The following is a 25,795-nucleotide window of genomic DNA, read 5'->3' on the forward strand; positions in this document are numbered from 1 at the left end:
GGATATAAAAGGAATATGGAGTGGAGGATCGCGGATATGGTGAAAACAGGAAATTCGGAAGGGTTCGAGCAAGGTCGTGCGGATGGATTTAAAAAGGGAAAAGAAGATGGATATAATAAAGGGCTTGAGGATGCACAAGCCTTATTGGCAAACCCGCCTCTTAACGATATAAGTCTGAAGTGGCGGGAGCTTGGATGCGCTGATCAGATTGCAAGCCATTTCGGATCTTCCGTTGTTTTGAACGACGGAAATATGGAGTGTTTGAAAGAAACATTCAAGAGTGCAATCTGGAAACTCGAAATTACGGCAAACGGACAAAAATATCCAATGATTTTAAAGATATTCAAAGCACCCGTGAACGAACAGAAACTTATCGAGTTAAACATGTACCGAAAAGCAACCCATATTTTATCGGATCTGATACCTAACATATATCTGATCGTGGAAGGTATGAATGGTGATGATGTATGGGTATTCATGGAGTTCGTCCCTCAAGTAAAGGGTCAGGTTATCTTTACACCTGATTATTTTGACCGGATTATCCCTTCCTTGGCGAAACTTCACGCGCTAACCTATAACGACAATTTTTATAGTCATTGGGAAACATTCGAGGAATGGCTCCCGCTTTACGATTCCCCCACTTCAACGCAAGAGCGCCAGAAGACGCATCAAAGAACTATAGAATATCTGGATAAAGCAATGGAACGTCCCGAATTAAAGGCGAGGCTGGAGTCTAGCTACGCTAATGTCCGTACCATGTTACAAAAAGGACCTATTTATTTTCCCGAGCTTCTGCAGGCAGGTAAAAGCATCATTCACAATGATCTGCAAACACCGAATATCGGCTGCCACAATGTAGCCGAAGAGAACTGGAACATTAAGTTTATCGATTGGGAAGGTGCACGTTTCTCACCTTGCTGGTTCGATATGTTTAATTTAATGGGTGTGTTTTTTGCATACCGCAAGGACTGGAGAGGCGACGAAAATGCCGTAATTGAACGCTGTGCGCCTTTATATGCCGCAGAAATGCTCAAATATGGAATCCGGTTCGATACGGACCCGGTTACGTTGTACAAAATGGCCTATTTGCAGCGCGTTTTGGAACGCAGCTTGTTCCAGCAGCTCTATTGGGGCGTGGAGGATCTGAAGACGGTTCATTTATTGGATCATTATTTAGAAAGAATCAATGTGTGGGGTAAGGAGCTCGGGTTATATTAATGCCAATGGCTTTAGCGGGATAGGCTCCGGGAGTATCAAGAACATTGGCATGATGGCCAGGTCAAAGCTCTGAAATCAGGAGGGAGGTATAGGAATGAATCATGTGTTAACCCGTTTAGATTTAGCGGATTCTCTGCTGTGCTCCCTTCCCTCCAGGGGTCGGATTGCAGGAAGCCCGAAGCTTCCAAGCATTCGAACCTTCCGAATACGAGTTGACAGAACGATGCCCTTTGAGTTTGTTGCCAATTTGATGTCTCCGTTTTGCGGATTATGGGAGGCTGATGTCTGTTTTGATTACTCAGATTATGATAGCGCTCTGTCCGGTATTGGAGGGGAAGCTCAGGCGGATGTATATATCATCTGGTTAGATTGGCGGATTTACGCCCGCTCTATGAGTGCACAAGAAGCTGCACAATGGCTGAATGAACGGATCGTTAAACTGCGAATGGTAACGGATAAACCGATCTGGATAAATAACTGGCCGGAGTCCTTGGAAGATGCCGATAGGGTGCTCAGCTTCCGTGCCAGCGACCGTGGATGGTTCCGGAAGTTAAATTCGTTTTTGTTGGGGGCGGTTGAGAACAACACGGGCTGTGTTCTGATCGATTTAGCCCAATTGGCCCATGAAGGCACCGAATCCTTCTATGATTATCGGAACGAAGAAATCAGCAACTACCCATTTTCCAATCAGGCAACAACGATTATTTCCCGTCACCTTGGCGTCCAGCTCTTGCCCGCTTCCTTGGTTCCGAGGCTTAAAGCGATAGCCCTGGATCTAGATGATACGCTATATCACGGAGTCCTCGGAGAAGAAGGAGCTGAAGGGGTAACGTTAACGGAAGGCCATCATCGGTTGCAAAGGCTGCTGCTTCAACTAAAACAATCAGGAATTATGCTTACCTTGTGCAGCCGAAATGAGGAGGAAGATGTTAAAGCACTGTTCGATGCGCGCACCGATTTTCCGCTGAGATGGGACGATTTTGCCGCTGTTCGTGCAAATTGGCAGACAAAAGCAGAAAATCTGAATCGGCTCTCTCAAATACTGAATATCGATCTGTCTGCCTTCTTGTTTGTGGATGACAATCCGGCGGAATTGGTGAAGATGGCTGCAGAACTACCGGAGGTACGCCTTCTACGTGCCAAACGAAACGGTGAAGAAACGATGCTGGGTTTATGTCATTTTCCCGGATTGTATCAACTTCACCGGGATGACATTGCCGTATCCCGAACAACGGATATCCAGGCCAATCAGGCAAGAGAGAAGATCAGGCAAACCGCATCGGATTACCATTCCTATTTAGACAGCTTGAACATGGTCATTACCATTTATGAGAATGAAGCTTCCCATGTCAAGCGGCTGTATGATCTAAGTCATAAAACAAATCAGTTTAACCTAGCTTTAAGGCGTATGACAGAAAATGAAGCAAATGACGTTATGGACGCCTTCAAATACGTTACGATTACGGTTGGCCTATCGGATATACTGTCAGACAGCGGAATTATCGGCACCTTTGTATGCAGGTTGGATGGCGAACAAGCGCATCTCATCGAGACGCTTTTTAGCTGCAGGGCGCTTGGACGTGACATTGAAACGGTAGCCTTTGCCTGGATCTTGGAGAAATTGATGGATCGCGGAGTGCAGCGTATCCACATTGAGATGTCCCAGGGGCCGCGGAATGCCCCCGCCTTGGACTGGATAAAGCGTTTTGTTGAGGGCTCGCCGGAACAGCTGCCGCTTAGGGATCTCTATGCACGTGTAAAAGCTGCTTGCGGGAACCATCCTGCCAGAGTGGAGGTAAATCGATGACGGAAATACGCAAACAAATTGGGTCGATCTTATCCGAGGTGTTGAACACCCCGATTCCGCCTCAAGGTAATCCAAAGCGGGGAGAATTGCCGAATTGGGATTCTTTAAAGCACATGGAGCTCATTCTTCGCCTTGAAGAGCAATTCGATGTTCGCTTTTCCATCAGGGAAGTAGCGGGTATTCAAAGCTTGGATGACATCGCCAGGATCATTGAGGTGAAGTCGTGAACCACAACATCACCGTTGAACGTTTCGGCATTCGATTAAGACCGATTACGATGGACGACGCCGAATTTATTTTCAAGCTGAGAAGGTCCCCTGAGTTATCGAAGTACATCGGAGAAATCGACTCTCGTTATGCTGTGCATGAAGCATGGTTGAAAGAATATTTTCATAGAGAGGGCGATTATTACTTCTGCATTGAGCTTCTCTCGGGAGTGCCGATCGGAACCATCGCGATCTATGATATTGATGGTCAAGCCGGCAATTGGGGAAGATGGATCATTTCCGATTCGATCCCAGCCGCTCCTGCCAGCGTATGGCTTATTTTTCACGTTGCGTTCGATATTCTGGGTTTGTCCAGTGTGTTTTCCAATACGGTTATCGAGAATGCGAGCGTCGTTTCTTTTCATGATCATTGCGGGCTGCCGCGAACCGGAATCGAACGCAATGGCCTGACGATCAGGGGGGTCCCTTACGATATGGTTATTCATACGGCTACGAAGGAGAACTGGCCAACGGTACAACAACGTTTAGAGAAGCCCGCCATTTTAGCGGAGCGTCTGCTCGGGGAGAATTCGGAAAGTAATTAATATGCATTCGGGATGAAAGAACAATATGGCTTGTATACTACGACAGCGAAACCGTTCGCTGTCTTTTCTGTATGTACCGGACGAATAGGAATGACATGGGTAATATGTCTGGTGAATTCGCCGTTGCTTCTCTCAGGCGTATTTCATATTTTATCAGGAGAAGGAAATTCATGATCGCCCGGTAATTTCATCATGGGTGTTTTTTGAACAAGGACTTACTCTTCAAGAAAGGATGGACAACCAGGATGAGCGAAATCTTGCATAAAATAAAAACCAAGACGGCAACGGTGGCCGTGATCGGTCTTGGTTACGTCGGACTATCTGTGGCAGTGGAGGCGGCAAGAGCCAATTACAGGGTGTACGGAATTGACATTGATAAGAATAAAACGGAACAGCTGCAACGCGGAAAATCGTATGTTACGGATATAAAGGATGAAGATATCGATTCTTTGATCCATCAGCGCCTGTATGCCGTTCATGAGTTTTCAGCGCTGGCTGAGGCAGATATCATCGTTATTTGCTTGCCCACCCCGCTTAACATCAACAGAGATCCTGACGTTTCCATGATTCGGTCAGCGGTTGATTCCATCATCCGGTATGCTTCGAGAGATACGCTCATTATTTTGGAAAGCACCACCTATCCCGGAACGACCGAAGAATTAATTAAGAATGTGATTGAGGCCAATACGCCATGGGAAGTGGGTAAGGATGTTTTTGTATGTTATTCTCCGGAAAGAGTGGACCCTGGAAACCGTAAATTCAATGTAAAAAACACACCTAAAATCTTAGGTGGAATCACGGAGGAATGTGCACATCTCGGCATTCAATTTTACCGTTCTTTTTTGGATAACGTGATTCCCGTAAGCTCAACGGCAGCGGCCGAGATGGTTAAGCTGCTCGAGAACACGTTTCGAAGCGTAAACATTGCGCTCGTGAACGAGCTGACGCTCATGTGTGACCGAATGGGGATTAACATCTGGGAAGTGATCGACGCTGCTTCGACCAAGCCGTTTGGTTACATCCCCTTTTTCCCGGGGCCGGGGATCGGCGGCCACTGCATCCCGATCGATCCGACCTATCTGTCATGGAGAGCTAAAAAGTTCGGCTTCTATAACAAATTTATTGAATTGACCAGCGATATCAACAGCAATATGCCCCGCTATGTCATATCGCAGATTACCGACATACTCAATGACCATGAAAAGCCGCTAAAAAACTCCAACATTATATTGATCGGCATGGCTTATAAAAAGGATGTCAACGATATGCGGGAATCGCCGTCACTGGAAGTGTTCAGGCTTCTACAGCAGAAGGGGGCTGCGGTAACCTATTATGACCCGCTCATTCCATGGTTTATGGACAACGGCCACAGGATCTCCTCCATAGAACTTTTGCCGGATCTGATTGCCTCCGCCGACCTGGTCGTTATTACTACCGATCATAGTACGATCGATTACCGATTTATTGCTGAGCATGCCGCTTTGCTGTATGACACGAAAAATGTGACCCGGTCGATTAAAGGAAACATCGTCTTGCTCGGCGGACATAAGCGATTGGAGAAAAGCTCATCCCCGATTGTGTCGATCAAAGATAACGGGGAAGGGAGGGAAGGGATTGATTGATGTTGTCATTTGTGTGCATAACGGTTTGAACGCAGTAAAACAATGCTTGAGCTCCATTCAAAATAACACGACACAAGAAATTAATTTAATTATCATAGATGATGGAAGCGATCAAACCACAAAGCGATATCTGGAACAGTACACACGACAATTTCACCATAAATTAATTCGACACGATAAACCGCAAGGCTATACGGCTTCAGCGAATCAAGGATTAAAACAGTCAACATCACGATACTGCGTCCTCCTCAACAGCGATACGATCGTAACCAGTCAGTGGTTGGAAAGGCTGACGGAAACCATGGAATCCGATCGCAGGATCGGTATCGTCGGTCCGCTGTCAAATGCAGCCAGCTGGCAATCCATTCCCCATCGGGACTGGAACCGTAATGGATTGGAGCCCAACTTGACGATCGAACAAATGGCCGAGCTTGTCTATCAAGCCTCGGATAAGATTTTTCCGAGAGTCATGTTTTTAAACGGCTTCTGTTTAATGATCAAGAAAGAAGTGTTAGACAAAATCGGATATTTCGATGAGAAGAACTTTCCGGTAGGTTACGGGGAAGAAGATGATTATTGCCTTCGCGCACGGGCTGCCAACTTTAAATTAAAGGTAGCCACCCATTGTTATATCTATCATCAAAAGTCGGCAAGTTTTGGAACCGATAGAAGAAAGAAATTAGTGCAGAATGGAAAAGCTGCTCTCTATCGCAAGCATGGCGAGGAAAGGGTTCAACGATCGGTACAAAAAATGGCCGTGCATCAATCGCTCAGAGAAACAAGGGCAAAATTAAAGTGGCTCTTAGCGTGCAGACGACAAATCATCACAAGTAATCAACGAAAAAACGTAGTATACACAGCGATAACCGGCAATTACGATAAGCTGCAGGATCCTTTACAAATGAGCAAATATTGTGATTACTATTGTTTTACGGATAATCCTAAATTAAAGTCCGGAACCTGGAAAATGATTAAGTTAGATAAAATATTCGCTGATTCGGCCCGTCAAGCTAGATGGGTAAAAGTTATGCCACATTTATTATTCCCGACCTACAAACACAGTGTTTGGGTTGACGGGAATATCAGAATCGTCGGAGATATCGATCGGTTTATTGAAAAATATAGCGCCTCACCGCTGGTGTTCTACAAACATTCACATCGGAATTGTATTTATAAAGAAGCTGAGGCTTGTATTGCCTTGGGGAAGGATAACAAAGAAGTCATACTAAAACAAGTAGCTTTGTATAAGAATGCGGGATATCCGAGGGATAACGGACTGATTGAGTCCGGCGTGATCCTAAGACGCCATAATGATCCTATCGTTATGGGAGCAATGACCACATGGTGGAGACAAATTATAAGTTATAGTAAAAGAGACCAAATCAGTTTTAATTACGTTGCCTGGAAGAATAAGGTTCCTTTTACCGCGATCAATGGCAATATCCGTAATAATGAATTTTTTAATTGGAGCAAGCACCACAATAAGCCGGTTATGAAAAGATTGAAACGTTAATATGTATCTTAGGGGCCGTTGTCGTACAACGGCCCCTTCGGTATTCCCTTATTTAATGCCGCCCAACTCCTTGCTTATCATGTCATCCTTCGCTAGTTCGTCTGATACAATCTCTTGTACTTTGGTACTCTTCAGCGGAAGTTTCATTTGCCTGATCGATCCGCCGAGGTAGAAGTGGAGGCTGTGAGGAAATATCGCATCTATATAGTAGAGTTCTTTATAAGACTTCCCTTCAGGAAATCTCGTAAAGTACTCTTTATAGTGGGAAGATAACACGACCCTCGGTAATAAATAACGGATATCCTTGATGGGAGAGTCAATTCTTGAATGCTCCAGATCAATGATCCATAAATCTCCTGATGGCGTTTTTATTACGTTTAAATGGGTTAAATCCCCATGTACAAGCCATCTCCTATTGTTTAGGGATGTGAGATGATCAGCGAGGAGGGGGGCTCTTCGGGAAGAAACTCTTATACATTTCTCAGCTAATTGTAAACAGGGTTGAATATACGGCAAGGAGTACTGGTCTTTCCATTTCATCAAATCTTTTAATTTTAATTGATATTCAGATATCCATCTGTTTATTCCATTCTTCAAGGCGCTCGGTTTTTGATTGGATGAGAGTGAACTTGGCCATGTAGCGTTTTGATGAAAATCCCCAATGACCTTTACGCGGTCAATTATCGATGCAGAACCGCCAGAAATATATCTAGATAAATAATAACGATGCTTACCATGCTTCGTACATAGTTTCCGTTGATTCGTGGCGATTACCTCCGGAACCTTCAACCCCTGTTGGGATAGCTCGTATTGTAGAGTGATAGAAGGGGTGAAGGTTTTGCTTGATCTGTAATCCGACTTAAGGATATAGGTTTCTTTGTTATCGATTACCTTCCACACCGCTTTATCCGGTTCGTCCTGAATCCATTCGATTTTCGGCTTTTTGATGTCATAATGCTGGTTAAGAACCAACGCTGCCTCTTGAATAGTAGGCATGCTATCACTCTCCATTCCAGATAATAGGTCATCATCTATTACAGGTTCTATGGTATGTCGAGCAGGCCTTGAAAAAGAGACTTCCAATTTTTCGCACACTGTTTGACCGTAAAGTTCTTGGCCACGGCCTTTGCGGCCTTTTGTGAAATTTTTTTTCGAAGTTTGGGATTGTCGATCATTTCTCGAATTCCGACGTACCAGCCCTGCTCTGTTTGAGGAACAAAATAACCCGTTTTTTTGTGGAATACGCAATCACGGTATATGGGGGATAATGAATAAATGCCGGGAATGCGGCAGGCAGCATAGTCGCGGAACTTCACATTGCTTTTGCAGCGGTAGAACAGACCATCATCCATGGGTGCAAGACCGATATCCCAATTGGCCCGATACAGCTGCTGCATGAACTGGCTGTAATTTTCATTATGTTTCCAATGGGAGATATTAGGATGCCCCTTCAATTCTTCAGGACAGTACCCGTAGAACTCCAGTCTAACAAAATCTCCGTATTCCTTAAGTATGCGCTGCAATGCAGGAATAACCGGGCGGAAAGAACTTTCCTTTTTGGCACCTTCATATCCGATCACGAGTCGATCTTCCTTTTTCGGACTGTTGGACAATTGTGTATAGGTAACATCAATGCTTCCTGGAAAATAGACCACTTTAGGAGTGAAGTGCATCTTAATCACATCGCGAAAGACGGGTGATTCTACTTTGACTGTGTGTACGTTCTTTAGAAAGTAAGTATAGGTTTCTTTATAAGCGGGTTTTGAGTATATTTGTCCAAGACGGGTGGTTTGAGGAATCGCGAGAAAATGGTCGTCAATGACGTATACGGTCTTCTTTCCCTCACGGTGTGCCCATTCTAAACATTGGAGCGCTGCAGGCTCAATGCTTCTCAGAAACAAAATAATATCATATGAAGAAATGATAGATCGGGTTACTTGCTTATGTGGAAGGATCTTGAAACTGCAGTATCCTTGTCCTTCCAGATAACGGAGAGGGGGAAGAAGAATGATTTGGTATGATGCGGTTTCCTCTGAGCCGACCACAAGAATTTTTCTCATCAAATGACCTCCAAACCATCATGTTTACGGGATGCCCTTGCGGGTAACTCAGTTGAAAAATAGTGCTTGCCCTCACGAGGAGAGCAAGCGTAAAAGCCTTACATACACAAGGAATTTAGAACAAGTTATTATCTGTACCTGTTACGGAGATTTGAGTTGGCGTGTTACCGGTGAACCGATTTCCGAATGCGGTGTTTTCATCGCCGGAAATGAGGAGTCCAAAATTCTGGTTGAACTCCATTTCGTTGAATTCCACACTGTTAAAATCGGTGGCAATTGCGATACCGGTTTGAGTGTTACGATTCGAATCGTTGGCTCCAAGATATCCGTTATCGCCGGTTGTGATCGAAACACCGGTACCTGTGTTGTTTTCCACGTTATTGCGTATCAGCACGTTGTTTGCTGCTGCAACGGTGATTCCGCTTATTCCGTTTTGCGTGACCGTGTTGCCGAATAACAGATTGTTCGCTGCGGTGCTCGAGATGCCGATTGTGCCGTTTTGAGAGACAGTATTACCAATAGCCGCATTATTGGCGCCGGCCAACAAAATACCCACACTTGTATTGCTGAAGAATACATTCTGTACGATCCAGCTGTCGGTGCTTACTACGTTGATTCCTGCAACGCCGCCTGCATCTTGAACACTGTTTCTCCAGGCTACATGTCCGGTACCGGCCGCTAAATCAATACCAATACCAAGCGTGTTGTTAATGGTATTGCCAATGATGCGGTGATTGGTACCAGCGGTAACATCAATCGCATCGGCCGTGTAGTTTTGAATGGAGAATCCGTTAATTTCAACCCCCGTAGCTGCTGTGACAATGAACGCACTTGCGGCAGCGTTGAGTCCTTGGCGTATCGCCGCACCTTCATTTTTAGCTATAACTTTTACGTTGGAAGTCGCTACAGTCACCGCCGGCTCAGGATACGTTCCATCATTAACCAATACGACGTCACCAGCGACAGCTGAAGCTACCGCAGTTGCAATTGGCGTCCCTGTAGGTGAAGGGAAGACCGAAATAATGGCCATCACGTCTACCTCCTCATATAGAATTGATTAAGGTTTTTGTATTCTTAATCTAGTAACAGTTAATGCAATGGGAGAGATGAATGTAAAGGCAGATGGATGAGATGAAACGCACATTTTTGAGAGGTTGGAAGAACAGATAGATTAAAACCTACGTTCCCGCTGCCAAAGCCGACCAAGTGTAAAACCCTCCGCTCTATGCACAGTTGGAGGGTTTTCTTCATAAAACGTATATACAAATAAGATGATGTGATTTTATCGCCGAACCTGCCCGCGAATTTCACCATTCGGATTTTGGATCGTATGAACGTTCACATAGGCATTGCCACGCTCGAATTCACGGATCAGATCTCGAATCGTTCTGTCTTGCAGAGGACCGATCAAATCCTGATTCGTCAGGACACCCTGAATAATCCCGCGTCTTACGGTTATACCGAATTTTGACGGACCGAACAGGAATGCGACAATGGGGCCGTTTTGTCCGACTCTTCCGAGATGGATATGAGCTTGGGTCACTTGGCTGATATTTCGAATAACAAGTCTGAATCTTAGCTGAGTGCCTGTGTTGTTGAGCTGAAAAACAATATTCCCCGTGGCCCGCGTTCTAACAGCGGGTACCTCGTTTCTGCCTAATAATGTTGCCCTGAATGTTCTGATAGGTCTTCACTTCCTTTCTTTTTGATGTTCTAGTTTATTCGATATCGATAGAGTTGGTATGTTTATTGGTCCATCCGCTCAACCCAATTTTATTCGGTGTAAGGTACGAACGCCGTTACAGTAAATAAACCTATACATAAAATGAGGAGGAAGTGTCCTTAATCCCAACTTGGCAGGTGAGAAACATGTCGAAACGAAGTCCTGCGAGTCCCGTTAACAGAAAAAAGAGGGGAAGATCCCTGTCCCGGATCATAAATGCCCAGTCTCCGAAGGTATCCGTCATCATTCCTGCCATGAACGAAGCGAAGACCATTGCGGCAGTCATTCGGCAAGCCAGCCAAGTGCACTCCGCCACAGAGGTTATCGTTGTTGCTAATGGTTCAACGGACGGTACGGCAGATATTGCTCAGAGCATCGGAGCGAGGGTGATCCACTTGCCCTTTCCGCTTGGTCATGACGTGGGACGAAGTATCGGCGCTGCAGCGGCTAGAGGAGACATCTTGCTGTTTACCGATGCAGACATCGTAATAAAAACAAGTGATTTGACCCCTTTAACGAAAGCTGTGGAAGAGGGGGTGGACGTGGCTTTGAACAAGTATTTGGGTCCGATCGATAAGCATCACGTTCACAGCGTTATCCTCGCTAAGCATACGTTAAACATTTTGGTATCCAATCCCGATTTGAAAGGAGCTTCACTGACAACCATTCCACATGCAATGAGCCGAAAAGCAGTATATTTGATTGGTATCGACAATTTGGCCGTTCCTCCGAAAGCTCAAGCAATGGCTATTTATAATGGTTTGAAAGTACGCGGGATCCATTACGTGGATGTAGGAAAAAGAAATCCCCGGAGGGGTAGAACCAGAGGAAATGATCCCCTGGAAACCCTGATCGTGGGGGATCATTTGGAGGCGATAGATTGGTTAATCTCTAAATCCGGCATGCGGGGAAATCGATCAGATCTCGCACGAAAAAGAGAAAGCGTGTGGTGATGAGATGGTGCGAAGAAAGCAGAGACGAGGTAAGATTCCCGCTTCAAAATCTTTTAGGAGAGCAATGAGACCCATAAATAAAAGAGCAAGGACCAATAGAAAACGGAGCGGTCATAAATTGGAGGCTCTTATATTCAAGAATCGTCGGATTTCAAATGGAGTGGTCGACAATTGGAAAGAGAGAGCTTATGCTGCCGGTTATCAGCAAGCGGCCCATGAAGTTCCAACAACAGCGGATATAGACCCTCATATCAAAGTGAACGAGAGCTGGAACCGCTGGTACCATTCAGTCAAACCGCTGCCATGGACCGTTTATCACGCGGCGGCATCAAAATTTGTGGAAGGACACAGCAAGCATACTGGAGTATATCTTGGAAATGCAGTACTTCTGCCAACGGATAAAAGAGTAGCGGCGATCGTCCTGGTGATGAACGAGAAAGATACGATTATAAAATTGCTGGAGCAGCTTCATCGGCTGCCGCTTCATGAAATCATATTTGTGGTGAACGGATCAACCGATGAAAGCTTTGAAATGATCCGAAACCAATCGAGAGCCATTATTGTGCACTATAAACAGGCTTTGGGACACGATGTTGGCAGAGCGGTCGGGGCGAAGTTAGCCGATTCTGACATTCTGCTGTTCCTTGATGGAGATGTTCCAATATTAGCAGAGCATCTCGTACCTTTCATTGATGCCATTGAACAGGGTAGTGATATTGCCTTAAATAATATTTCTCCATGGATCGGGATGTTTTCCGAAAGAGATTACGTAACAACGGTTAAGGAGTTTATTAATCGATCCATGGGCAGGGCGGATCTCGAAGCCAATTCGCTTACAGCGGTACCTCACGCGATGAGGAAGGAAGCTGCCCAGATCATCGGATACGCCAATTTATCTGTCCCACCGAAAGCGCAAGTCATCGCCCTTGAAAAGGGTTTAAAAATAAACGCACCGGCCAGTGTAGACGTTATTACAAAAAATCGGCTCCGAGCTCGAAATGTCGGACAACAAAACGCGGTTTCCGACTTGATCATTGGAGACCACATCGAAGCTCTCAAGACGGTATTCGACTTAAAGGGGCCGCGGCTATCTTTTATGGATCAGATTAGACAAAGGCAGCTAACCAAGGTTTAGAAGGTGGTAGCTATGAATAAAACAAGCATCATTATTCCGACTTTCAATGGCAGGGATCTGCTAAAGGATTGCATTTATTCGATTAAACGCCATACGAATGAGCCTTATGAGATCATCGTTGTTGATAATGGTTCCTCCGACGGTACCGTTGATATCTGCCGTCAGGAGGGGATTACCTTCATTTCATTGGCAAATAACATTGGCTTTCCAGCCGCATGCAACAAGGGTTTGAAAATTGCAACCGGCGATACGCTGCTTCTGCTGAATAATGACGTCATCGTCACCCGCAACTGGTTGCAGAATATGTTGAATTGCTTGAACAGCGAAACCAATATCGGGATCGTCGGGCCGCTTACCAATTATGCGAGCGGGAAACAACAGATCGATATGCCATATACCAGCTTAGAGGAGATGTCGAACCAGCTGAATGAGCCGGATGCCAGTAAGTGGCTTCAAGTGGATCGAATCGTGGGCTTATGTTTCCTGTTTAAACGGGAATTGATGGATCGGATCGGACTGCTGGACGAACGTTATTCACCAGGTCATTTTGAAGACGATGACTATTGTTATCGGGCCAGGAATGCGGGATATACGTTCAGGATTGCGGGCGATGTTTTCGTTTTTCATCATGGGAGTGCCAGCTTTGCCAAGCAGGACATGAGTCAAGTGAAGCATCTTATCGATACTAACAAACAAAAATTCATGGATAAATGGGGCGTCGATCCAACGATCTATGTATAATCATCTATTTTGCGAAAGGAAGGATTATATGAAGGGCGTCATTCTGGCAGGAGGTACGGGTACCCGGCTTTATCCACTGACCAAAGTCATAAACAAACATCTGCTGCCTGTCGGGAAAGTTCCGATGATATGTCACGGAATCGAGAAATTCAAAAAAGCGGGCATTGAGGAAATTCTCATTGTGATCGGCAAGCAATCGGCTGGCCTGTATACAGACCTGATCGGCAGCGGAAAAGAATGGGGAGTAAGCGTCACATTTAAAATCCAGGAAGAAGCCGGGGGGATTGCCCAAGCATTATACCTTGCCGAACCGTTCATAACACCTGGCGAAAAGTTCGTTGTGCTTCTTGGCGATAATCTGTTTGAGGATCATCTATCAACTTTTGTGCAAGCTTATGAAAAACAGGCCGCTGGAGCGCGCGTACTTCTGAAGAAAGTCCTTGATCCGAAGAGATACGGTGTTCCGGTCTTGGAGAAAGACAACATTGTCATGATCGAGGAGAAGCCGGAGGATCCTAAATCCGATTATTGCGTAACCGGTATTTATATGTATGATTCGACGGTGTTTGAAACGATCCGAACCATTAAACCATCCGCACGAGGCGAACTGGAAATTACCGACGTGAACAATGTGTATGCATCGAAGGGGCAGCTTACCTATGACATATTAGACGGATGGTGGACGGACGCGGGAACCTTCCAGTCCTTATACCAAGCCAGTGGCCGATTGTGGTGAACCTTATATGAATGAGCATTTGCTGCTTCAGGGGGGAGAGCAATCCGCCCAGTTGGAAGGATACAGAAAAGGTTATTCAGTGGGACGGAGAGAGGGATACAGGCTCGGTTTTTCCGATGCGGTAATAAGGTCCTTACCCAAGGAAGAGGAGCAGGTCCGCGATCTCCGTATTCTTTATGTCACTGCAGGCATTGGCGTTCCGTATCCTGCGCTGGATCAGGCGGTGACTGACGCGTTAAAGGGACTGGTTCGAAGTCTCTCGGTCGCGAGCCCTTCCGAAGATATCGTCCTTTTGGCTAAGAAATTCCAGCCGGACCTAGTACTTGCTTTAAACGGGGTTGTTTTGGAAGCCGATACGCTCAAAGCGCTTCGGGATAAAGGATTTAAAACGGCCATTTGGTTTACGGATGACCCGTACTATACGGACTGGACGGTTTCGATCGCTCCCCGTTACGATTATATCTTTACGCTTGAATCCAACTGCGTTTCTTTTTATCGCGATTTAGGTTGTCAACATGTATATCACTTGCCTTTTGGAGTCAACCCGAACGTATTTTATCCGAAGCATGTGCCAACCTCAAATCAGACCGATATTTGTTTTATCGGAACGGCCTATTGGAACAGAGTGGAGTTAATGGATCATCTGGCCCCGATACTGAAAAATAAAAAAGTCGTCATTTCCGGATGGTGGTGGGATCGGATGAAACATTACGCCCAGCTGTCCGACAAGATTAAGCTCGGCGATTGGATGACGCCGGAGGACACGGCAACGTACTACAATGGAGCCAAGATTGTGATCAACCATCACCGTTCATCCGATGACGATACGATCAACGCCAACAGCAGGAAAGTAAAGGCGCTTTCCGTCAATCCCCGCACGTTTGAAATATCCGGCTGCGGCACGCTTCAGTTATCGGATATCCGCCATGATATGGATCAGTTATATTCCCCTGGAACGGAAATAGAAACCTATGGCTCTTATGCTGAACTGATGGATAAAATCGACTATTACTTGCGTCATGAGGAAGAGAGACAACGAATTGCGTTAAAAGGCTTGATGAGAACAAGAAAGGATCATACCTATCATAAACGATTGAGTTCGATGCTTCGTATCATATTCCCTTGAGTCAAGCCAAAATGGATTGTTATACCCGTTTCCTAATGAGTTCCAAAGAATATATTGTGCGTAAGACGGGGTGATCATCATACGGCAGCACTTAGAGAAAAGAAGACGCAGGCTGGTAAAGAGGCGACATAAGCGAAAAGTTATTCTTCAGCGAACAAAAGGCCAAACGCAAAGCGACTGCACCCAGAAATTGCTGGAGCAAGCGGCAGCTTCGTTCAATGAAGGCTTCGATGCAGGCTACGACCAGGCAATGATGAGGTCGCAGCACTCGGCACCTGAAACGATGAGGGTTAAACCAAACTCGGTAGAGGAGTACGCGAAGGGATTATACGATGGAGGAGAGGGAATTGTGGATTCGATTCTTCCGGAGCTGGAGATTCTTCCTGAAATTTCGGTTCGCCAGATTATCGAAGCTGGAATGGAGCAAATGAGTTCTCAATATTATCGTCTTCTAAGCGCGGCGGAGGTTGCAAGGAAGCTTAATGAAGCTTTGGATTCAAGCTCCCCGTTGTCCGTTATCCGCTTAGGGGATGGGGAACTGCTTACGCTAGCGCAGGACATGGTTTTGAACGAGGAAGAAGTGCGGAAAGAAGGACATTTTTTAAGTTATGCCGGTGTTTGTTTACCTGATCTAAAAGCAAGAGATATGTTGGCAGCCTCCGTGAGAAAGGCAGATATCGTTGGCATTCCCAAACTCAGATTGCCAAACTTTCAACCTCTGGGCTTTTCTGTTTTTAGAGCTCATGGCATTGATTACCGAAAGCTGCAACTAACGTTATCGACGGTCAACTATGCATTGCATTTGGAAGGTTTACTGGGAGGGATCCTTGCAGGACGTCGAGTTCTCGTTGTGGGCAATTCCGCCCCCGGTCTTTCACGGGTGCTGTCAGGCCGCGGAATCGAGGTGGCGGGCACGGTCGCTCCCGTGGAAGGAATCCACGATATTCCCAGAATCATGGATGAAATTCGAGGGCACCCATTCGACATCGCGCTGGTGGGCGCCGGCATTCCGGCTGTTATCATTACTGAGCGAATTGCCTCCGAGCTCGGAAAGGTCGCTGTTGATTTCGGGCATCTGGCCGATTCCTTAGCAAGCGGGGAAGCAACATTATGAACCACATCAACCATCATAAAACGGACGGTTACAACGACGGATTTAACAAAGGTTTCCATTCCGGCTACAAGGATGGATACAGCCGGGGGCGGCATATCGGAATATCCCAATTCAGGAATGTTTTTGAGGGTACAAGTATCATTATACCGACCTATAATCAGCTTCCTTATTTAAAAGAATGTATAGAAAGTATTGCTCAATACACCGACACCCCGTATGAACTCATTATTATTGATAACGCATCCGATGACGGTACTGCGGAATTCCTCAAATCTTCCCAAGGGCTCCGCTTTCGAATCAATGAAGAAAATTTAGGCTTTGCAGGGGCTGTAAATCAGGGACTGATGATGGCAAAAGGAACAACCTTGATGATCTTAAACAATGATTCCGTTGTGACAGCCAACTGGCTCTCGAATTTGCTCGTCTGTCTGCACAGCGATCCGCAGTTCGGGATTGTAGGTCCGGTGACAAACTATATCAGCGGGGAGCAACTTATTCATGTCAGCTACCAGGATATCGCCGAGATGCAGCAATTCTCCAAGTCATACAATCACTCTAATGCGCACAGCTGGACCGTTACAGAACGCTTGACAGGTTTCTGCATGTTGATCCGGCGTGAAGATTTTTACCGATTGGGTTTTTTTGACGAGGGCTTTGAGATCGGCAACTGTGAAGATGACGATTATGGGCTGCGTGCCCGTCTTCTTGGAATGCAGCTCATTATTGCCAAGGATACGTTTATTCACCATTATGGCAGCGTCAGTATGAAGACGTTAAATTCCAGATTCGAACAAGTGTATGCGAATAATCTTACTTTCTACTCCAGCAAGTGGGAAGATCCTCATGAGATGTTGTCCCTGAAGTGGCAGCGGAGCTTGAACCGGGACATGAAGCTGCGGACCGTTGATATGTATCCGACGTGTGTCTTCGTTACAGGGGCAGACTCGGTAATCTATTGGATTGAGAACGGAATCAGGCATCCGATTCACGGAGCCGTCGGAATTCAGGCTGTTCGGGTTTCACAGGTTGATCTGCGCTGTTGGCCGCTTGGGGATCGCATGGCTGCGGAGGAAGCCGTTGGGCGTATGAGGGCTGTATATTTCCCATCCACGGAATCTTGGGAGCAAGAAGGCAAACTGATCAAGCATAAGAACGGCAGCGTTTATCAGTACAAGGGGAATCGGCTGCAGCGATTCCTGAATCGGCTCGTCTTAGCGGCTTGGCACCTTGATTTTTACGAGCCGCTGCTAGTGAACGAGCACGAAATCCAGCAATATGGGGAGGAGATTCCAATCATTTCTCCTCCGGTAATTAAGGCGGATAACATTTAATTAAAGAGCAAAGGGTGAGACGAATGAGAGCAAGGAAAAAAAATGGCGGTGCTGCGTTGAAGAGAAAAGGAATCCGTGGAAGAGGCTTAAGAGGGAAGGGGGCGAATCGAGTTTTTGGGGGAAAGAGAAGAAAAGGTCCAGGAAGAATAGCTCCGCGACAAACGGCTGCCGAATACAATCAATCCTATGATGCGGGGTTTGATAAAGCGTACAACGAAGGATTTAACGTTGGTTATGCGGAGGGTATGGAGGCCGGTCATCAAGAAGCTTATAAAGGAGAAGGATAAGATGGCTTTAAGAAAAAAAATAAGGCCTCGAAAGCGAGCTGGAAAACGAAAACACCATCCTGTTCGTCTTAGCGCATATCAAAAGGGCAGTTTAGACGGTTTCCAGCGGGGAAAAGAGGAAGGGCTCGCTCAAGGGCGCGCCGATGCCCACAAAAGGTCCCAAACCGCTGTTGCCGTCATCGAGACGGCTCTGCCCAAGATGGACGTTCTGGTTATCGCGGCAGGCATGATACCGTCGCTTGAAATCGGCGTTATCCAGCCCCTCCGAACGCTGAATAAACAAGAGAACCTGCAATTCGACGTCAAACTGGAAACCGACGTGACCCACGAAATGATTGCGGCCGCGAATATGATTGTATTCGTTCGCAATGTGGAACCGGCGGCCTATGCATTACTAGAGCTGGCCCATCAGCTGAATAAAAGGACGGTCTATGTTATTGACGATAATTTCCTGGAGATTCAGCCAACAACTCCGGTGGGCGAATATTACAACGATCCGATCCGTCGAGAGACGTTTATTAAGTTTTTGAAAAACACGCAAATCATTAAAGTCGATGCACCTGATCTCGGCACCTATATTCATGAGCGGTACAATAGACACGTGATTTACTTCCCTGCCAGCATCGATTTCGAGTGGCTGGACCAGAACGTGAAGGCGGATAAGGATCAGGGGCAAGTGGTCATCGGTTATGCAGGAGGGGACAAAGAGGAAGATTTCGTGCCCGTCATTTCAGCGTTGAACAAAATTTTGGATTATTATGGGGGATTCGTGAGATTAGAATTTTACGGCTACCTTCCGCCTTCGCTGGCTGATCATCCAAGCGTCAAATATGAAGGCGGGGGAATGGAATACAAGGAGTTTTTGAAAAAGCTAAATCAAAGCAACTGGAACATCGGGATTGCGCCGCTTGCGAACAATTCATTTAACAAGGGAAAAACGAATACCAAATTCCGTGAATACGGTGCCTGCGGCATTCCGGGCATATACTCGAAGTCTCCTGTTTATACGCACTGGGTCGAGCAGGGCGAAACCGGCTACCTGGTTGAGCATACCGAGCAGCATTGGTATGAGGGAATCAAGGCCATGATTGAAGATCCGACGATGCGGCAGAGAATCAAGGAGAATGCGCATAGGTCAGCCCGTCAGCATTTTTCACTTCAGACATGCATCGATAATTGGAAGAAATTCATATTCAAAACGTAAAAATCGGGGGAGAGAGCGGGAACATGGGGAAAAGAGGGAAAAGAGGGGATATAAACGTACTCATCGTCGGATCGGAAAAAATCGCTTCCTATAAAATCGGCATTGAGCAGCCGCTCCGCCATTTGGAGAAGATGGGAGTCTGCGACTTTGACGTCAGATCCGATGATGAGATGGACAGATCAAGGCTGGCTGAAGCGGATATCGTCCTCTTCTTCCGAACGGTTCAGCCCGAAGCTTATAAGTATCTGGAGATGGCCCGGGAGATGGGAAAAAGAACGGTGTACGTGATCGACGACCATTTTATCGCGATGTCTCCGGGTTCGGATATGGGACGATATTATCATGATTCTTCACGAAGAAAGACGTATGTTAAATTTCTGAAAAACGCCCAAAGCGTAAAGGTTGCTTCCAGTTTTTTTGCCAAACATCTTGAAACGCATTTTAGTCCCCAAAAAATAGTTTATTTTCCGGGAAGCGTTGATTTCTCCGTTATTTCCGGTTTGAAAAAGAACCGTAAAGAAGAAGGGAAAGTCGTAATCGGGTATGAAGGCGGAAAAAAACAAGTGGCTTTTGAACCCGTTATCGGGGCATTGCACAAAATCATTGGGAAGTACGGGGATAAACTCAGAATCGAGTTCTGCGGGTATGTTCCCGATGAACTGAGGGAGAAGCCGCAGGTGTTTACGGAATCCTACGATGAGAACTATAAAAACTTTCTGAAGCGCCTTTACCGGTCCAACTGGGATATCGGGTTAGCGCCGTTGGAGCGAACGCTGCTGCATGATTGCAAAAGCAACAATAAATTTCGCGAATATTCCGCTTGCAGAATTCCGGGCATATATTCTTCTTCTCCGGCTTACGAGGAATGGGTTGCCGGGAAGGAAAACGGCCTGATTGTTTCGGGTGAGAGCGATGATTGGTACGAAGCCATGGTCCAACTGATCGAACAGCCGGAACTACGGCAGAGCATCGCGGAACATGCCGAACAAGTAGCATGGGCGAATTTTTCAGTGGAAGCTTGCGCCGAACGATGGCGTTCACAAATTCTAATGTCGGAATGACGAGGGATTATGAAAGGAGAGGTTCACTTGGACCATAAGCTGATACCCGTTCTTCAACCGAGTATAGGTCAAGAGGAGATCGACGCTGTGGCAGATGTTTTACGGTCGGGATGGCTTGGACTTGGCCCCAAAACGGAACAGTTCGAGCAGGAATTTGCCAAGTATGTCGGCAGCCGTTTCGCGGTTGCGCTCAATTCTGGTACGGCCGCGCTCCATCTGGCCATGGACATTTTGGGTATTGGGCCGGGTGACGAGGTCATCGTGCCTTCCATCACGTTCATATCCACTGTCCATGCGGTTAGCTATGTGGGAGCAACGCCGGTTTTTGCGGATATTGAACCCGATACGATGAACATATCGCCGGAAGATATCAAGCGGAAGATAACAGATAAAACCAAGGCAATTATCGTCGTTCACATGGGCGGGCATCCCTGCGATATGGATACCATCCATGCGTTGGCGCATGCCAATGGAATCAAGGTGGTAGAAGATGCTGCGCATGCATGCGGCGCGGAATATAAAGGCAAAAAGATCGGCTCCATCAGCGATATTACCTGCTTCAGCTTTCATGCCGTCAAAAATTTGACGAGTGGTGAAGGCGGCGCAATTACCTGCAATACCGAGTGGATGAACCGTAAGCTGCGTGAGAAGAGGTGGGTAGGCATTTCCCGCGATACGTGGATACGGTCGTCACATGAGAAGGTGTATGCATGGCAGTATTTCGTTGATGACGTAGGATACAAATATCATATGAACGACATGCAGGCTGCCATCGGGCTCGTTCAGTTAAATAAGCTGAGCCAATTGAACGGAAGACGAAAAGAAATAGCGGCTCGTTACCAATCCGAACTGAAGGATTTGGAATGGCTGGAACATCCTCGTGAACAGTCGTATGCTCAAAGCTCCTGGCATTTGTTCCAGGTTAAATTCAGCAAGGAAAGCCAGAGGGACCGTATGATTGGACACTTGCAGGAACACAATATCGCGACGGGCGTCCATTATTATCCGTGCCATCTGCATCCGAGCTACCTGCATCTAAAAGCAATCGTGCCGCTCTCCTCAGAGATCTGGAAAAGAATTCTGACCCTTCCTATTCATCCGAACATTACGGAGGAGGACTTGGATCGGATCATAACCCGTATAAGGGAGTTTAAGCCATGAGAAAACTGTTGGTTCTAGGTGCGGGAATCTCCCAGCTCCCATTAATTGAAACAGCGAAAAGAATGGGATTATACGTTATTGTTGTGAGCCGCCAAGGAAACTATCCCGGGTTTGCCAAGGCAGACAAGGTTTACTACGAGGATACGACCCATATGGATAAGATTGTCGAAATCGCCCGGCATGAAGGAATTCATGGAATCTGTACAACGGGTACGGACGTGGCCGTCAAGTCGATCGGCAGAGTCGTGGATGAATTGGGAGTAAGCGGATTGAGTTATGAATCCGCTCTTCTCTCCTCAAATAAATGGAAGATGAAACAGGCTTTTATGAAACATGGCGTACGAACGGCACGATTTCTGAAAGTCCAAACCTTGCAGGAAGCTTACAGCGCTTTCGAAGTATTGTCGCCGCCGCTTATCTTTAAGGCAGTGGACGGGGGAGCAAGCAAGGGCATTGTGAAGGTTGCCGATATGGCCCATGTGGAATACGCATTTGAAACCGTGCGCAAGGATACGAAACTGGATTTTTTCATCGTTGAAGAGTTTATTGAAGGAACCGAGTTTGGCGCACAGGCATTCGTCTACGATAACCAAATTCAATTCATCATGCCGCACGGGGATTTCGTCTTTTATGGGGATACCGGTGTTCCCATCGGTCATTATGTCCCATATGAATTGCCCGAAGAAGTGCAGCAAGATCTGTTTTCCCAATTGAAACAAAGTATCGAAGCGCTGGAATTAAATCATTGCGCAATCAATGCGGATTTTATTTTGAAAGACGGGCATGTGTATGTTCTTGAAATCGGAGGCAGAGCAGGAGCTACATGCTTGCCCGAACTGGTGTCCACCTTCTATGGATTCGATTACTATGAGCAGATCATCAAGGCTGCTCTCCGCATGAATCCGTCATTTCCCACTCAGAATTCACAGCCTTGTGCTTGTGAACTACTGATCTCCGACAAAGATGGGGATATAACGGGACTTGAGAACGGAAATGATCAGCATGAGAATATTATTCAAATATCATTTGATTATCATATAGGTGAAAAAGTAAATAAATTCAGGGTTGGCACTGACCGAATCGGCCAGATCATCGTGAAAGGGGACCGTTTGGAAGAAGTGCTGAGCCTGCTGGAAGAAGTTAAAGAGAAGATAAGAATCGATTTAGGTTAGATCTTATATATATCATTGCGAAATCTCGATCTGCAGCGGCGATCGGGATTTTTGCATCGGGGAGCGTTATTGCCTATATCCTAATTAGGGATTAGACATATAAATAATCGAGAGAGCGGCAACCGATGTTTTCGGTAAAGCTCTCTCAAATCCATGTACCGGAGGCAACAGATGAAAATCACGGATACAAAGCTCCAAGGCGTGAAACGGATTGAACCGACCGTTCACCAAGACCATCGGGGATTTTTTATGGAAAGTTTCAATGATCGAGTTCTTAAAGGATGCGGCATTAACGACCATTTTATTCAGGACAATCACTCGATGTCACGTGAGGCGGGTGTTATTAGAGGGCTGCATTACCAACTGTCTCCCGAGGGACAGACGAAATTGATCCGCGTTGTGAGCGGGGCGATCTATGATGTGGTCGTTGATATTCGGTCGGGCTCCCCTACCTATGGACAATGGCAAGGTTTTATCTTATCCGCAGCCAATTACCTTCAACTTCTCGTTCCCAAAGGATTTGCCCATGGTTTTTGTACCCTTGTCCACGATACGGAGGTCATATACAAGGTCGATGCCTACTATTCGCCAGAGCATGATCGGGGAATAGCCTGGAACGATCCGGATCTCAATATCGATTGGCCTGTGAACAAACCTGTTCTCTCGGACAAAGATTCAAAGCATCCTCGATTGGCTTTGGCAGAAAATAACTATATATACGAGGGGTGAGATCGCATGAAGATCGTTGTCACAGGCGGTGCGGGATTTATAGGCAGTAACTTTATACGATATATGCTGTCTCAACATCCGAATGACGAATTTATTAATGTGGATAAACTAACGTATGCCGGCAATTCAGGAAATCTGAGCGAAGTGCGGACGAATCCCAAATATCGTTTTGTGAAAGCGGATATCAGAGACCGGGCAGCTTTAGAACCCCTCTTTAAGGAGGGGGTTGATGCGGTCGTTAATTTTGCGGCTGAATCCCATGTCGACCGCAGCATTTTGCAGCCTGAATTGTTTGTCTTGACGAATGTGGCAGGAACTCAGACGCTCCTCGATCTGTCGAGGCAATATGGAGTCGGCAAGTTTGTCCAGGTTTCTACAGACGAGGTCTATGGCTCGCTGGGAGCCACCGGCCTATTTACCGAAGAATCACAGCTTCAACCCAACAGTCCGTATTCTGCAAGCAAAGCAGGCGCCGATTTGATGGTTCGAGCTTATTATGAGACGTTTGGATTACCGATCAATATCACGCGCTGTTCAAATAATTACGGCCCATATCAGTATCCTGAAAAGCTAATACCGCTTATCATTTACAATGCTTTGCATAACAAGCCCCTTCCGGTATACGGCGACGGTTTGAACGTTCGCGATTGGTTGTACGTGGAAGATCATTGTCGAGCTGTTGACCTGGTTTTGCGCCAGGGCGTCGACGGCGAAATATATAATATTGGAGGACATAATGAACGAAATAATTTGCAGGTTATTCGAACGATCCTGTCTGAACTGAACAAACCCGAAACCTTGATTCAGCATATCCAAGATCGTCCCGGACATGACCGCCGTTATGCGATAAATGCAGATAAGATAAAGAAGGAACTCGGTTGGGCTCCACAATATCATTACGAAAGCGGCATTCGTGAGACGATTCGATGGTATCAGGAGAACATGGCTTGGGTGGAACAAGTTCTTGAAAAGTCAGCAGACAGCGGTCATTAAGAAGGACTTCTTTAATTGAATGATTAGTTAATGAAATGATCGCCGATGATTCCATCGGCGTTTTTTGTGCATAAATGGCCTGTAGCGCATTTTTCTCCATGTTAAAACCTTTCAGCATACCACTTCTGCCGCAAGGTCATCCTATACGATGTTAACACACTCATTATAGAGATGGAGGATGAATCATGATTAAATCCAAGGCCCTCAACCTGACCGTCTCCGCGGCATTACTGCTTAGTATGGCTGCAGTAGCAGGATGCGGTAACGCCAATGACGGTAACACGACACGTACGAACAATGTGGACGGTGGCCGTGTCGGTGTGAATTCCGTACGTAACAACCAGAACGTCGGCAGTACGCAGCAGCATGACTTGTCCAACCTGAAATACAGCAAGGCGCTGTCGAAAAAAGTTTCGGATATCAGCGGCGTAGGATCGGCGCATGTATTCGTAACGAACCGCAACGCCTATGTTTCGCTGTCCAGGGACGGCATGAACACCAACAACATCAATGGTCGCGTGACAGGCATGAGCACTGGGGCAAATCGTTCCGCTGACGGCTTGATGAATGGCACGAACGGCACGATGAACGGCACGATGAATGGCACAAATACAACGAATGTCAGAAACCGTACCTTCGGCACTTCGGGCACGGGCAGCGTCGGTCTTCTCCGTGGTATGGCCAATGACACCAGACGAGCGGTAGACAATACGACAGGTCTCGGCCGCAATGCCGATAACCGCGGCTTCGGGGTGAACGGAACGACAACCAATGGCGGCTTTGGCGGAAGCAATTATAATACGTTAAACGGCACGCGCACGAACGGTCTTATGGGAACTAACGGTACGCGTACCAATACCCTTACCGGAACGAACGGCGCAACCAACGACACGTACATGGGAACCGGCATCAATGGCGTTCCTTATGGGACCTACAATAATAATATGGGCATCATGAGCAACAATCGTGAAGAAGTGCCTCAGCACCTTCGTCAGGAAATTACGAGCAAAATTCGCAAGACCGCTCCGCATATCAGTCAAGTTTATGTTTCCTCCGATGAGGAATTTTATCAGCATGCCAATCGATTTGGAACGGACGGGAATGCCGCGAACACGGTAGGAACGCTTTCGCGTGATTTCGGCTCTTGGATCAACCGCGTTTTCCCGTTGAACCTTGGCGGCCGAAACGGCATGAACGATACACGCGGCAACTTGATGAAGAACGATACGGACGACGGTTGGTTTGGCGGCAATCGAAACAGCCGGTAAAACCCTTATACCAAAAGGAGCTGCCCATTA

25 protein-coding genes are annotated in these 25,795 nt (G+C 46.5%); 21 read left to right on the plus strand and 4 right to left on the minus strand.

Annotated features, from left to right (window positions below):
- Positions 1–36: 36 nt before the first annotated feature.
- The 6 genes from MHH82_RS07250 (at position 37) to MHH82_RS07275 (ending at position 6,971) form a co-directional block, all read left to right on the plus strand.
- Entirely contained in the window at positions 37–1,218 is a 1,182-nt protein-coding gene (locus tag MHH82_RS07250; protein WP_340964732.1) for a phosphotransferase, read from the plus strand.
- 94 nt (positions 1,219–1,312) lie between these two features.
- Complete coding sequence (locus tag MHH82_RS07255; RefSeq protein ID WP_340964735.1) at positions 1,313–3,025, plus strand: HAD-IIIC family phosphatase; 1,713 nt, start codon at positions 1,313–1,315, stop codon at positions 3,023–3,025.
- Positions 3,022–3,252 (plus strand): acyl carrier protein, encoded by a 231-nt coding sequence (locus MHH82_RS07260; protein WP_015733945.1) that lies wholly within the window; start codon positions 3,022–3,024, stop codon positions 3,250–3,252. Before MHH82_RS07255 ends, MHH82_RS07260 begins: the two co-directional genes overlap by 4 nt.
- Positions 3,249–3,836: a GNAT family N-acetyltransferase gene (locus MHH82_RS07265; protein WP_340964742.1), complete on the plus strand. Its 588-nt coding sequence runs from the start codon at positions 3,249–3,251 to the stop codon at positions 3,834–3,836. The genes MHH82_RS07260 and MHH82_RS07265 overlap by 4 nt, the downstream gene beginning before the upstream one ends.
- Positions 3,837–4,081: 245 nt before the next feature.
- The gene (locus MHH82_RS07270; protein ID WP_340964744.1) at positions 4,082–5,458 is read left to right on the plus strand and encodes a nucleotide sugar dehydrogenase; all 1,377 of its coding nucleotides are present in this window, start codon (positions 4,082–4,084) and stop codon (positions 5,456–5,458) included.
- A complete protein-coding gene (locus tag MHH82_RS07275; RefSeq protein ID WP_340964747.1) occupies positions 5,451–6,971 on the plus strand; it encodes a glycosyltransferase in 1,521 nt (506 codons plus the stop codon). Before MHH82_RS07270 ends, MHH82_RS07275 begins: the two co-directional genes overlap by 8 nt.
- Positions 6,972–7,019: 48 nt before the next feature.
- Here the strand turns inward: MHH82_RS07275 and MHH82_RS07280 are convergent, their stop codons facing one another.
- The 4 genes from MHH82_RS07280 to MHH82_RS07295 all read right to left on the minus strand — a co-directional run bounded on the left by MHH82_RS07280 (position 7,020) and on the right by MHH82_RS07295 (position 10,715).
- Positions 7,020–7,967, minus strand: coding sequence for a phosphotransferase (locus MHH82_RS07280; RefSeq protein WP_015733948.1), 948 nt, complete (start codon positions 7,965–7,967; stop codon positions 7,020–7,022).
- A gap of 47 nt (positions 7,968–8,014) precedes the next feature.
- The gene (locus MHH82_RS07285; RefSeq protein WP_340964750.1) at positions 8,015–9,031 is read right to left on the minus strand and encodes a glycosyltransferase; all 1,017 of its coding nucleotides are present in this window, start codon (positions 9,029–9,031) and stop codon (positions 8,015–8,017) included.
- Between the two features lie 115 nt (positions 9,032–9,146).
- Positions 9,147–10,061, minus strand: coding sequence for a right-handed parallel beta-helix repeat-containing protein (locus MHH82_RS07290; protein ID WP_015733950.1), 915 nt, complete (start codon positions 10,059–10,061; stop codon positions 9,147–9,149).
- Between the two features lie 252 nt (positions 10,062–10,313).
- Positions 10,314–10,715 (minus strand): CHRD domain-containing protein, encoded by a 402-nt coding sequence (locus MHH82_RS07295; protein WP_041621942.1) that lies wholly within the window; start codon positions 10,713–10,715, stop codon positions 10,314–10,316.
- Positions 10,716–10,900: 185 nt separating this feature from the next.
- On the opposite strand from MHH82_RS07295, the gene MHH82_RS07300 reads away from it, so the two are divergent.
- From MHH82_RS07300 to MHH82_RS07370, 15 genes are all read left to right on the plus strand, one after another.
- Positions 10,901–11,707 (plus strand): glycosyltransferase family 2 protein, encoded by an 807-nt coding sequence (locus MHH82_RS07300; protein ID WP_041622119.1) that lies wholly within the window; start codon positions 10,901–10,903, stop codon positions 11,705–11,707.
- Between the two features lie 160 nt (positions 11,708–11,867).
- Positions 11,868–12,842 (plus strand): glycosyltransferase family 2 protein, encoded by a 975-nt coding sequence (locus MHH82_RS07305; RefSeq protein ID WP_340964756.1) that lies wholly within the window; start codon positions 11,868–11,870, stop codon positions 12,840–12,842.
- 12 nt (positions 12,843–12,854) lie between these two features.
- Complete coding sequence (locus MHH82_RS07310) at positions 12,855–13,583, plus strand: glycosyltransferase family 2 protein (protein WP_015733953.1); 729 nt, start codon at positions 12,855–12,857, stop codon at positions 13,581–13,583.
- Positions 13,584–13,611: 28 nt separating this feature from the next.
- Positions 13,612–14,319 carry a sugar phosphate nucleotidyltransferase gene (locus MHH82_RS07315; RefSeq protein ID WP_015733954.1) on the plus strand — a complete coding sequence of 236 codons (708 nt, stop codon included), beginning with the start codon at positions 13,612–13,614 and terminating at the stop codon, positions 14,317–14,319.
- 7 nt (positions 14,320–14,326) lie between these two features.
- Positions 14,327–15,445: a CgeB family protein gene (locus MHH82_RS07320; RefSeq protein ID WP_340964761.1), complete on the plus strand. Its 1,119-nt coding sequence runs from the start codon at positions 14,327–14,329 to the stop codon at positions 15,443–15,445.
- Between the two features lie 70 nt (positions 15,446–15,515).
- Positions 15,516–16,559, plus strand: a complete 1,044-nt coding sequence (locus tag MHH82_RS07325) for a GT-D fold domain-containing glycosyltransferase (protein WP_340964764.1) — start codon at positions 15,516–15,518, stop codon at positions 16,557–16,559.
- Positions 16,556–17,890, plus strand: coding sequence for a glycosyltransferase family 2 protein (locus MHH82_RS07330; protein ID WP_340964768.1), 1,335 nt, complete (start codon positions 16,556–16,558; stop codon positions 17,888–17,890). Before MHH82_RS07325 ends, MHH82_RS07330 begins: the two co-directional genes overlap by 4 nt.
- 23 nt (positions 17,891–17,913) lie before the next feature.
- A complete protein-coding gene (locus tag MHH82_RS07335) occupies positions 17,914–18,177 on the plus strand; it encodes a hypothetical protein (RefSeq protein WP_041621943.1) in 264 nt (87 codons plus the stop codon).
- Between the two features lies 1 nt (position 18,178).
- On the plus strand, positions 18,179–19,381 hold the full coding sequence (locus tag MHH82_RS07340; protein WP_015733958.1) for a glycosyltransferase: 1,203 nt from the start codon (positions 18,179–18,181) through the stop codon (positions 19,379–19,381).
- Positions 19,382–19,404: 23 nt separating this feature from the next.
- Positions 19,405–20,442, plus strand: coding sequence for a glycosyltransferase family protein (locus MHH82_RS07345; protein ID WP_145038650.1), 1,038 nt, complete (start codon positions 19,405–19,407; stop codon positions 20,440–20,442).
- Between the two features lie 9 nt (positions 20,443–20,451).
- Entirely contained in the window at positions 20,452–21,603 is a 1,152-nt protein-coding gene (locus tag MHH82_RS07350) for a DegT/DnrJ/EryC1/StrS family aminotransferase (protein ID WP_340964776.1), read from the plus strand.
- Positions 21,600–22,775, plus strand: a complete 1,176-nt coding sequence (locus MHH82_RS07355; protein WP_036662581.1) for an ATP-grasp domain-containing protein — start codon at positions 21,600–21,602, stop codon at positions 22,773–22,775. The genes MHH82_RS07350 and MHH82_RS07355 overlap by 4 nt, the downstream gene beginning before the upstream one ends.
- Before the next feature lie 171 nt (positions 22,776–22,946).
- The gene (gene rfbC / locus MHH82_RS07360) at positions 22,947–23,504 is read left to right on the plus strand and encodes a dTDP-4-dehydrorhamnose 3,5-epimerase (protein ID WP_340964782.1); all 558 of its coding nucleotides are present in this window, start codon (positions 22,947–22,949) and stop codon (positions 23,502–23,504) included.
- 6 nt (positions 23,505–23,510) lie between these two features.
- Complete coding sequence (gene rfbB, locus MHH82_RS07365) at positions 23,511–24,497, plus strand: dTDP-glucose 4,6-dehydratase (RefSeq protein ID WP_340964784.1); 987 nt, start codon at positions 23,511–23,513, stop codon at positions 24,495–24,497.
- Between the two features lie 185 nt (positions 24,498–24,682).
- A complete protein-coding gene (locus MHH82_RS07370; RefSeq protein ID WP_145038645.1) occupies positions 24,683–25,765 on the plus strand; it encodes a sporulation protein in 1,083 nt (360 codons plus the stop codon).
- Positions 25,766–25,795 lie beyond the last annotated feature (30 nt).

Source organism: Bacillus sp. FSL K6-6540 (assembly GCF_038007545.1).

Bases quoted from the DNA above. Each gene is read 5' to 3' on its own strand.
- MHH82_RS07255 (WP_340964735.1), top strand. From the start codon at position 1,313: ATGAATCATGTGTTAACCCGTTTAGATTTAGCGGATTCTCTGCTGTGC.
- MHH82_RS07250 (WP_340964732.1), top strand. From the start codon at position 37: ATGGTGAAAACAGGAAATTCGGAAGGGTTCGAGCAAGGTCGTGCGGAT.
- MHH82_RS07350 (WP_340964776.1), top strand. From the start codon at position 20,452: ATGAAAGGAGAGGTTCACTTGGACCATAAGCTGATACCCGTTCTTCAA.
- MHH82_RS07290 (WP_015733950.1), bottom strand. From the start codon at position 10,061: ATGGCCATTATTTCGGTCTTCCCTTCACCTACAGGGACGCCAATTGCA.
- MHH82_RS07370 (WP_145038645.1), top strand. From the start codon at position 24,683: ATGATTAAATCCAAGGCCCTCAACCTGACCGTCTCCGCGGCATTACTG.
- MHH82_RS07345 (WP_145038650.1), top strand. From the start codon at position 19,405: ATGGGGAAAAGAGGGAAAAGAGGGGATATAAACGTACTCATCGTCGGA.
- MHH82_RS07270 (WP_340964744.1), top strand. From the start codon at position 4,082: ATGAGCGAAATCTTGCATAAAATAAAAACCAAGACGGCAACGGTGGCC.
- rfbB (WP_340964784.1), top strand. From the start codon at position 23,511: ATGAAGATCGTTGTCACAGGCGGTGCGGGATTTATAGGCAGTAACTTT.
- MHH82_RS07320 (WP_340964761.1), top strand. From the start codon at position 14,327: ATGAATGAGCATTTGCTGCTTCAGGGGGGAGAGCAATCCGCCCAGTTG.
- MHH82_RS07315 (WP_015733954.1), top strand. From the start codon at position 13,612: ATGAAGGGCGTCATTCTGGCAGGAGGTACGGGTACCCGGCTTTATCCA.
- MHH82_RS07330 (WP_340964768.1), top strand. From the start codon at position 16,556: ATGAACCACATCAACCATCATAAAACGGACGGTTACAACGACGGATTT.
- MHH82_RS07260 (WP_015733945.1), top strand. From the start codon at position 3,022: ATGACGGAAATACGCAAACAAATTGGGTCGATCTTATCCGAGGTGTTG.
- MHH82_RS07280 (WP_015733948.1), bottom strand. From the start codon at position 7,967: ATGCCTACTATTCAAGAGGCAGCGTTGGTTCTTAACCAGCATTATGAC.
- MHH82_RS07285 (WP_340964750.1), bottom strand. From the start codon at position 9,031: ATGAGAAAAATTCTTGTGGTCGGCTCAGAGGAAACCGCATCATACCAA.
- MHH82_RS07355 (WP_036662581.1), top strand. From the start codon at position 21,600: ATGAGAAAACTGTTGGTTCTAGGTGCGGGAATCTCCCAGCTCCCATTA.
- MHH82_RS07310 (WP_015733953.1), top strand. From the start codon at position 12,855: ATGAATAAAACAAGCATCATTATTCCGACTTTCAATGGCAGGGATCTG.
- MHH82_RS07335 (WP_041621943.1), top strand. From the start codon at position 17,914: ATGAGAGCAAGGAAAAAAAATGGCGGTGCTGCGTTGAAGAGAAAAGGA.
- rfbC (WP_340964782.1), top strand. From the start codon at position 22,947: ATGAAAATCACGGATACAAAGCTCCAAGGCGTGAAACGGATTGAACCG.
- MHH82_RS07300 (WP_041622119.1), top strand. From the start codon at position 10,901: ATGTCGAAACGAAGTCCTGCGAGTCCCGTTAACAGAAAAAAGAGGGGA.
- MHH82_RS07340 (WP_015733958.1), top strand. From the start codon at position 18,179: ATGGCTTTAAGAAAAAAAATAAGGCCTCGAAAGCGAGCTGGAAAACGA.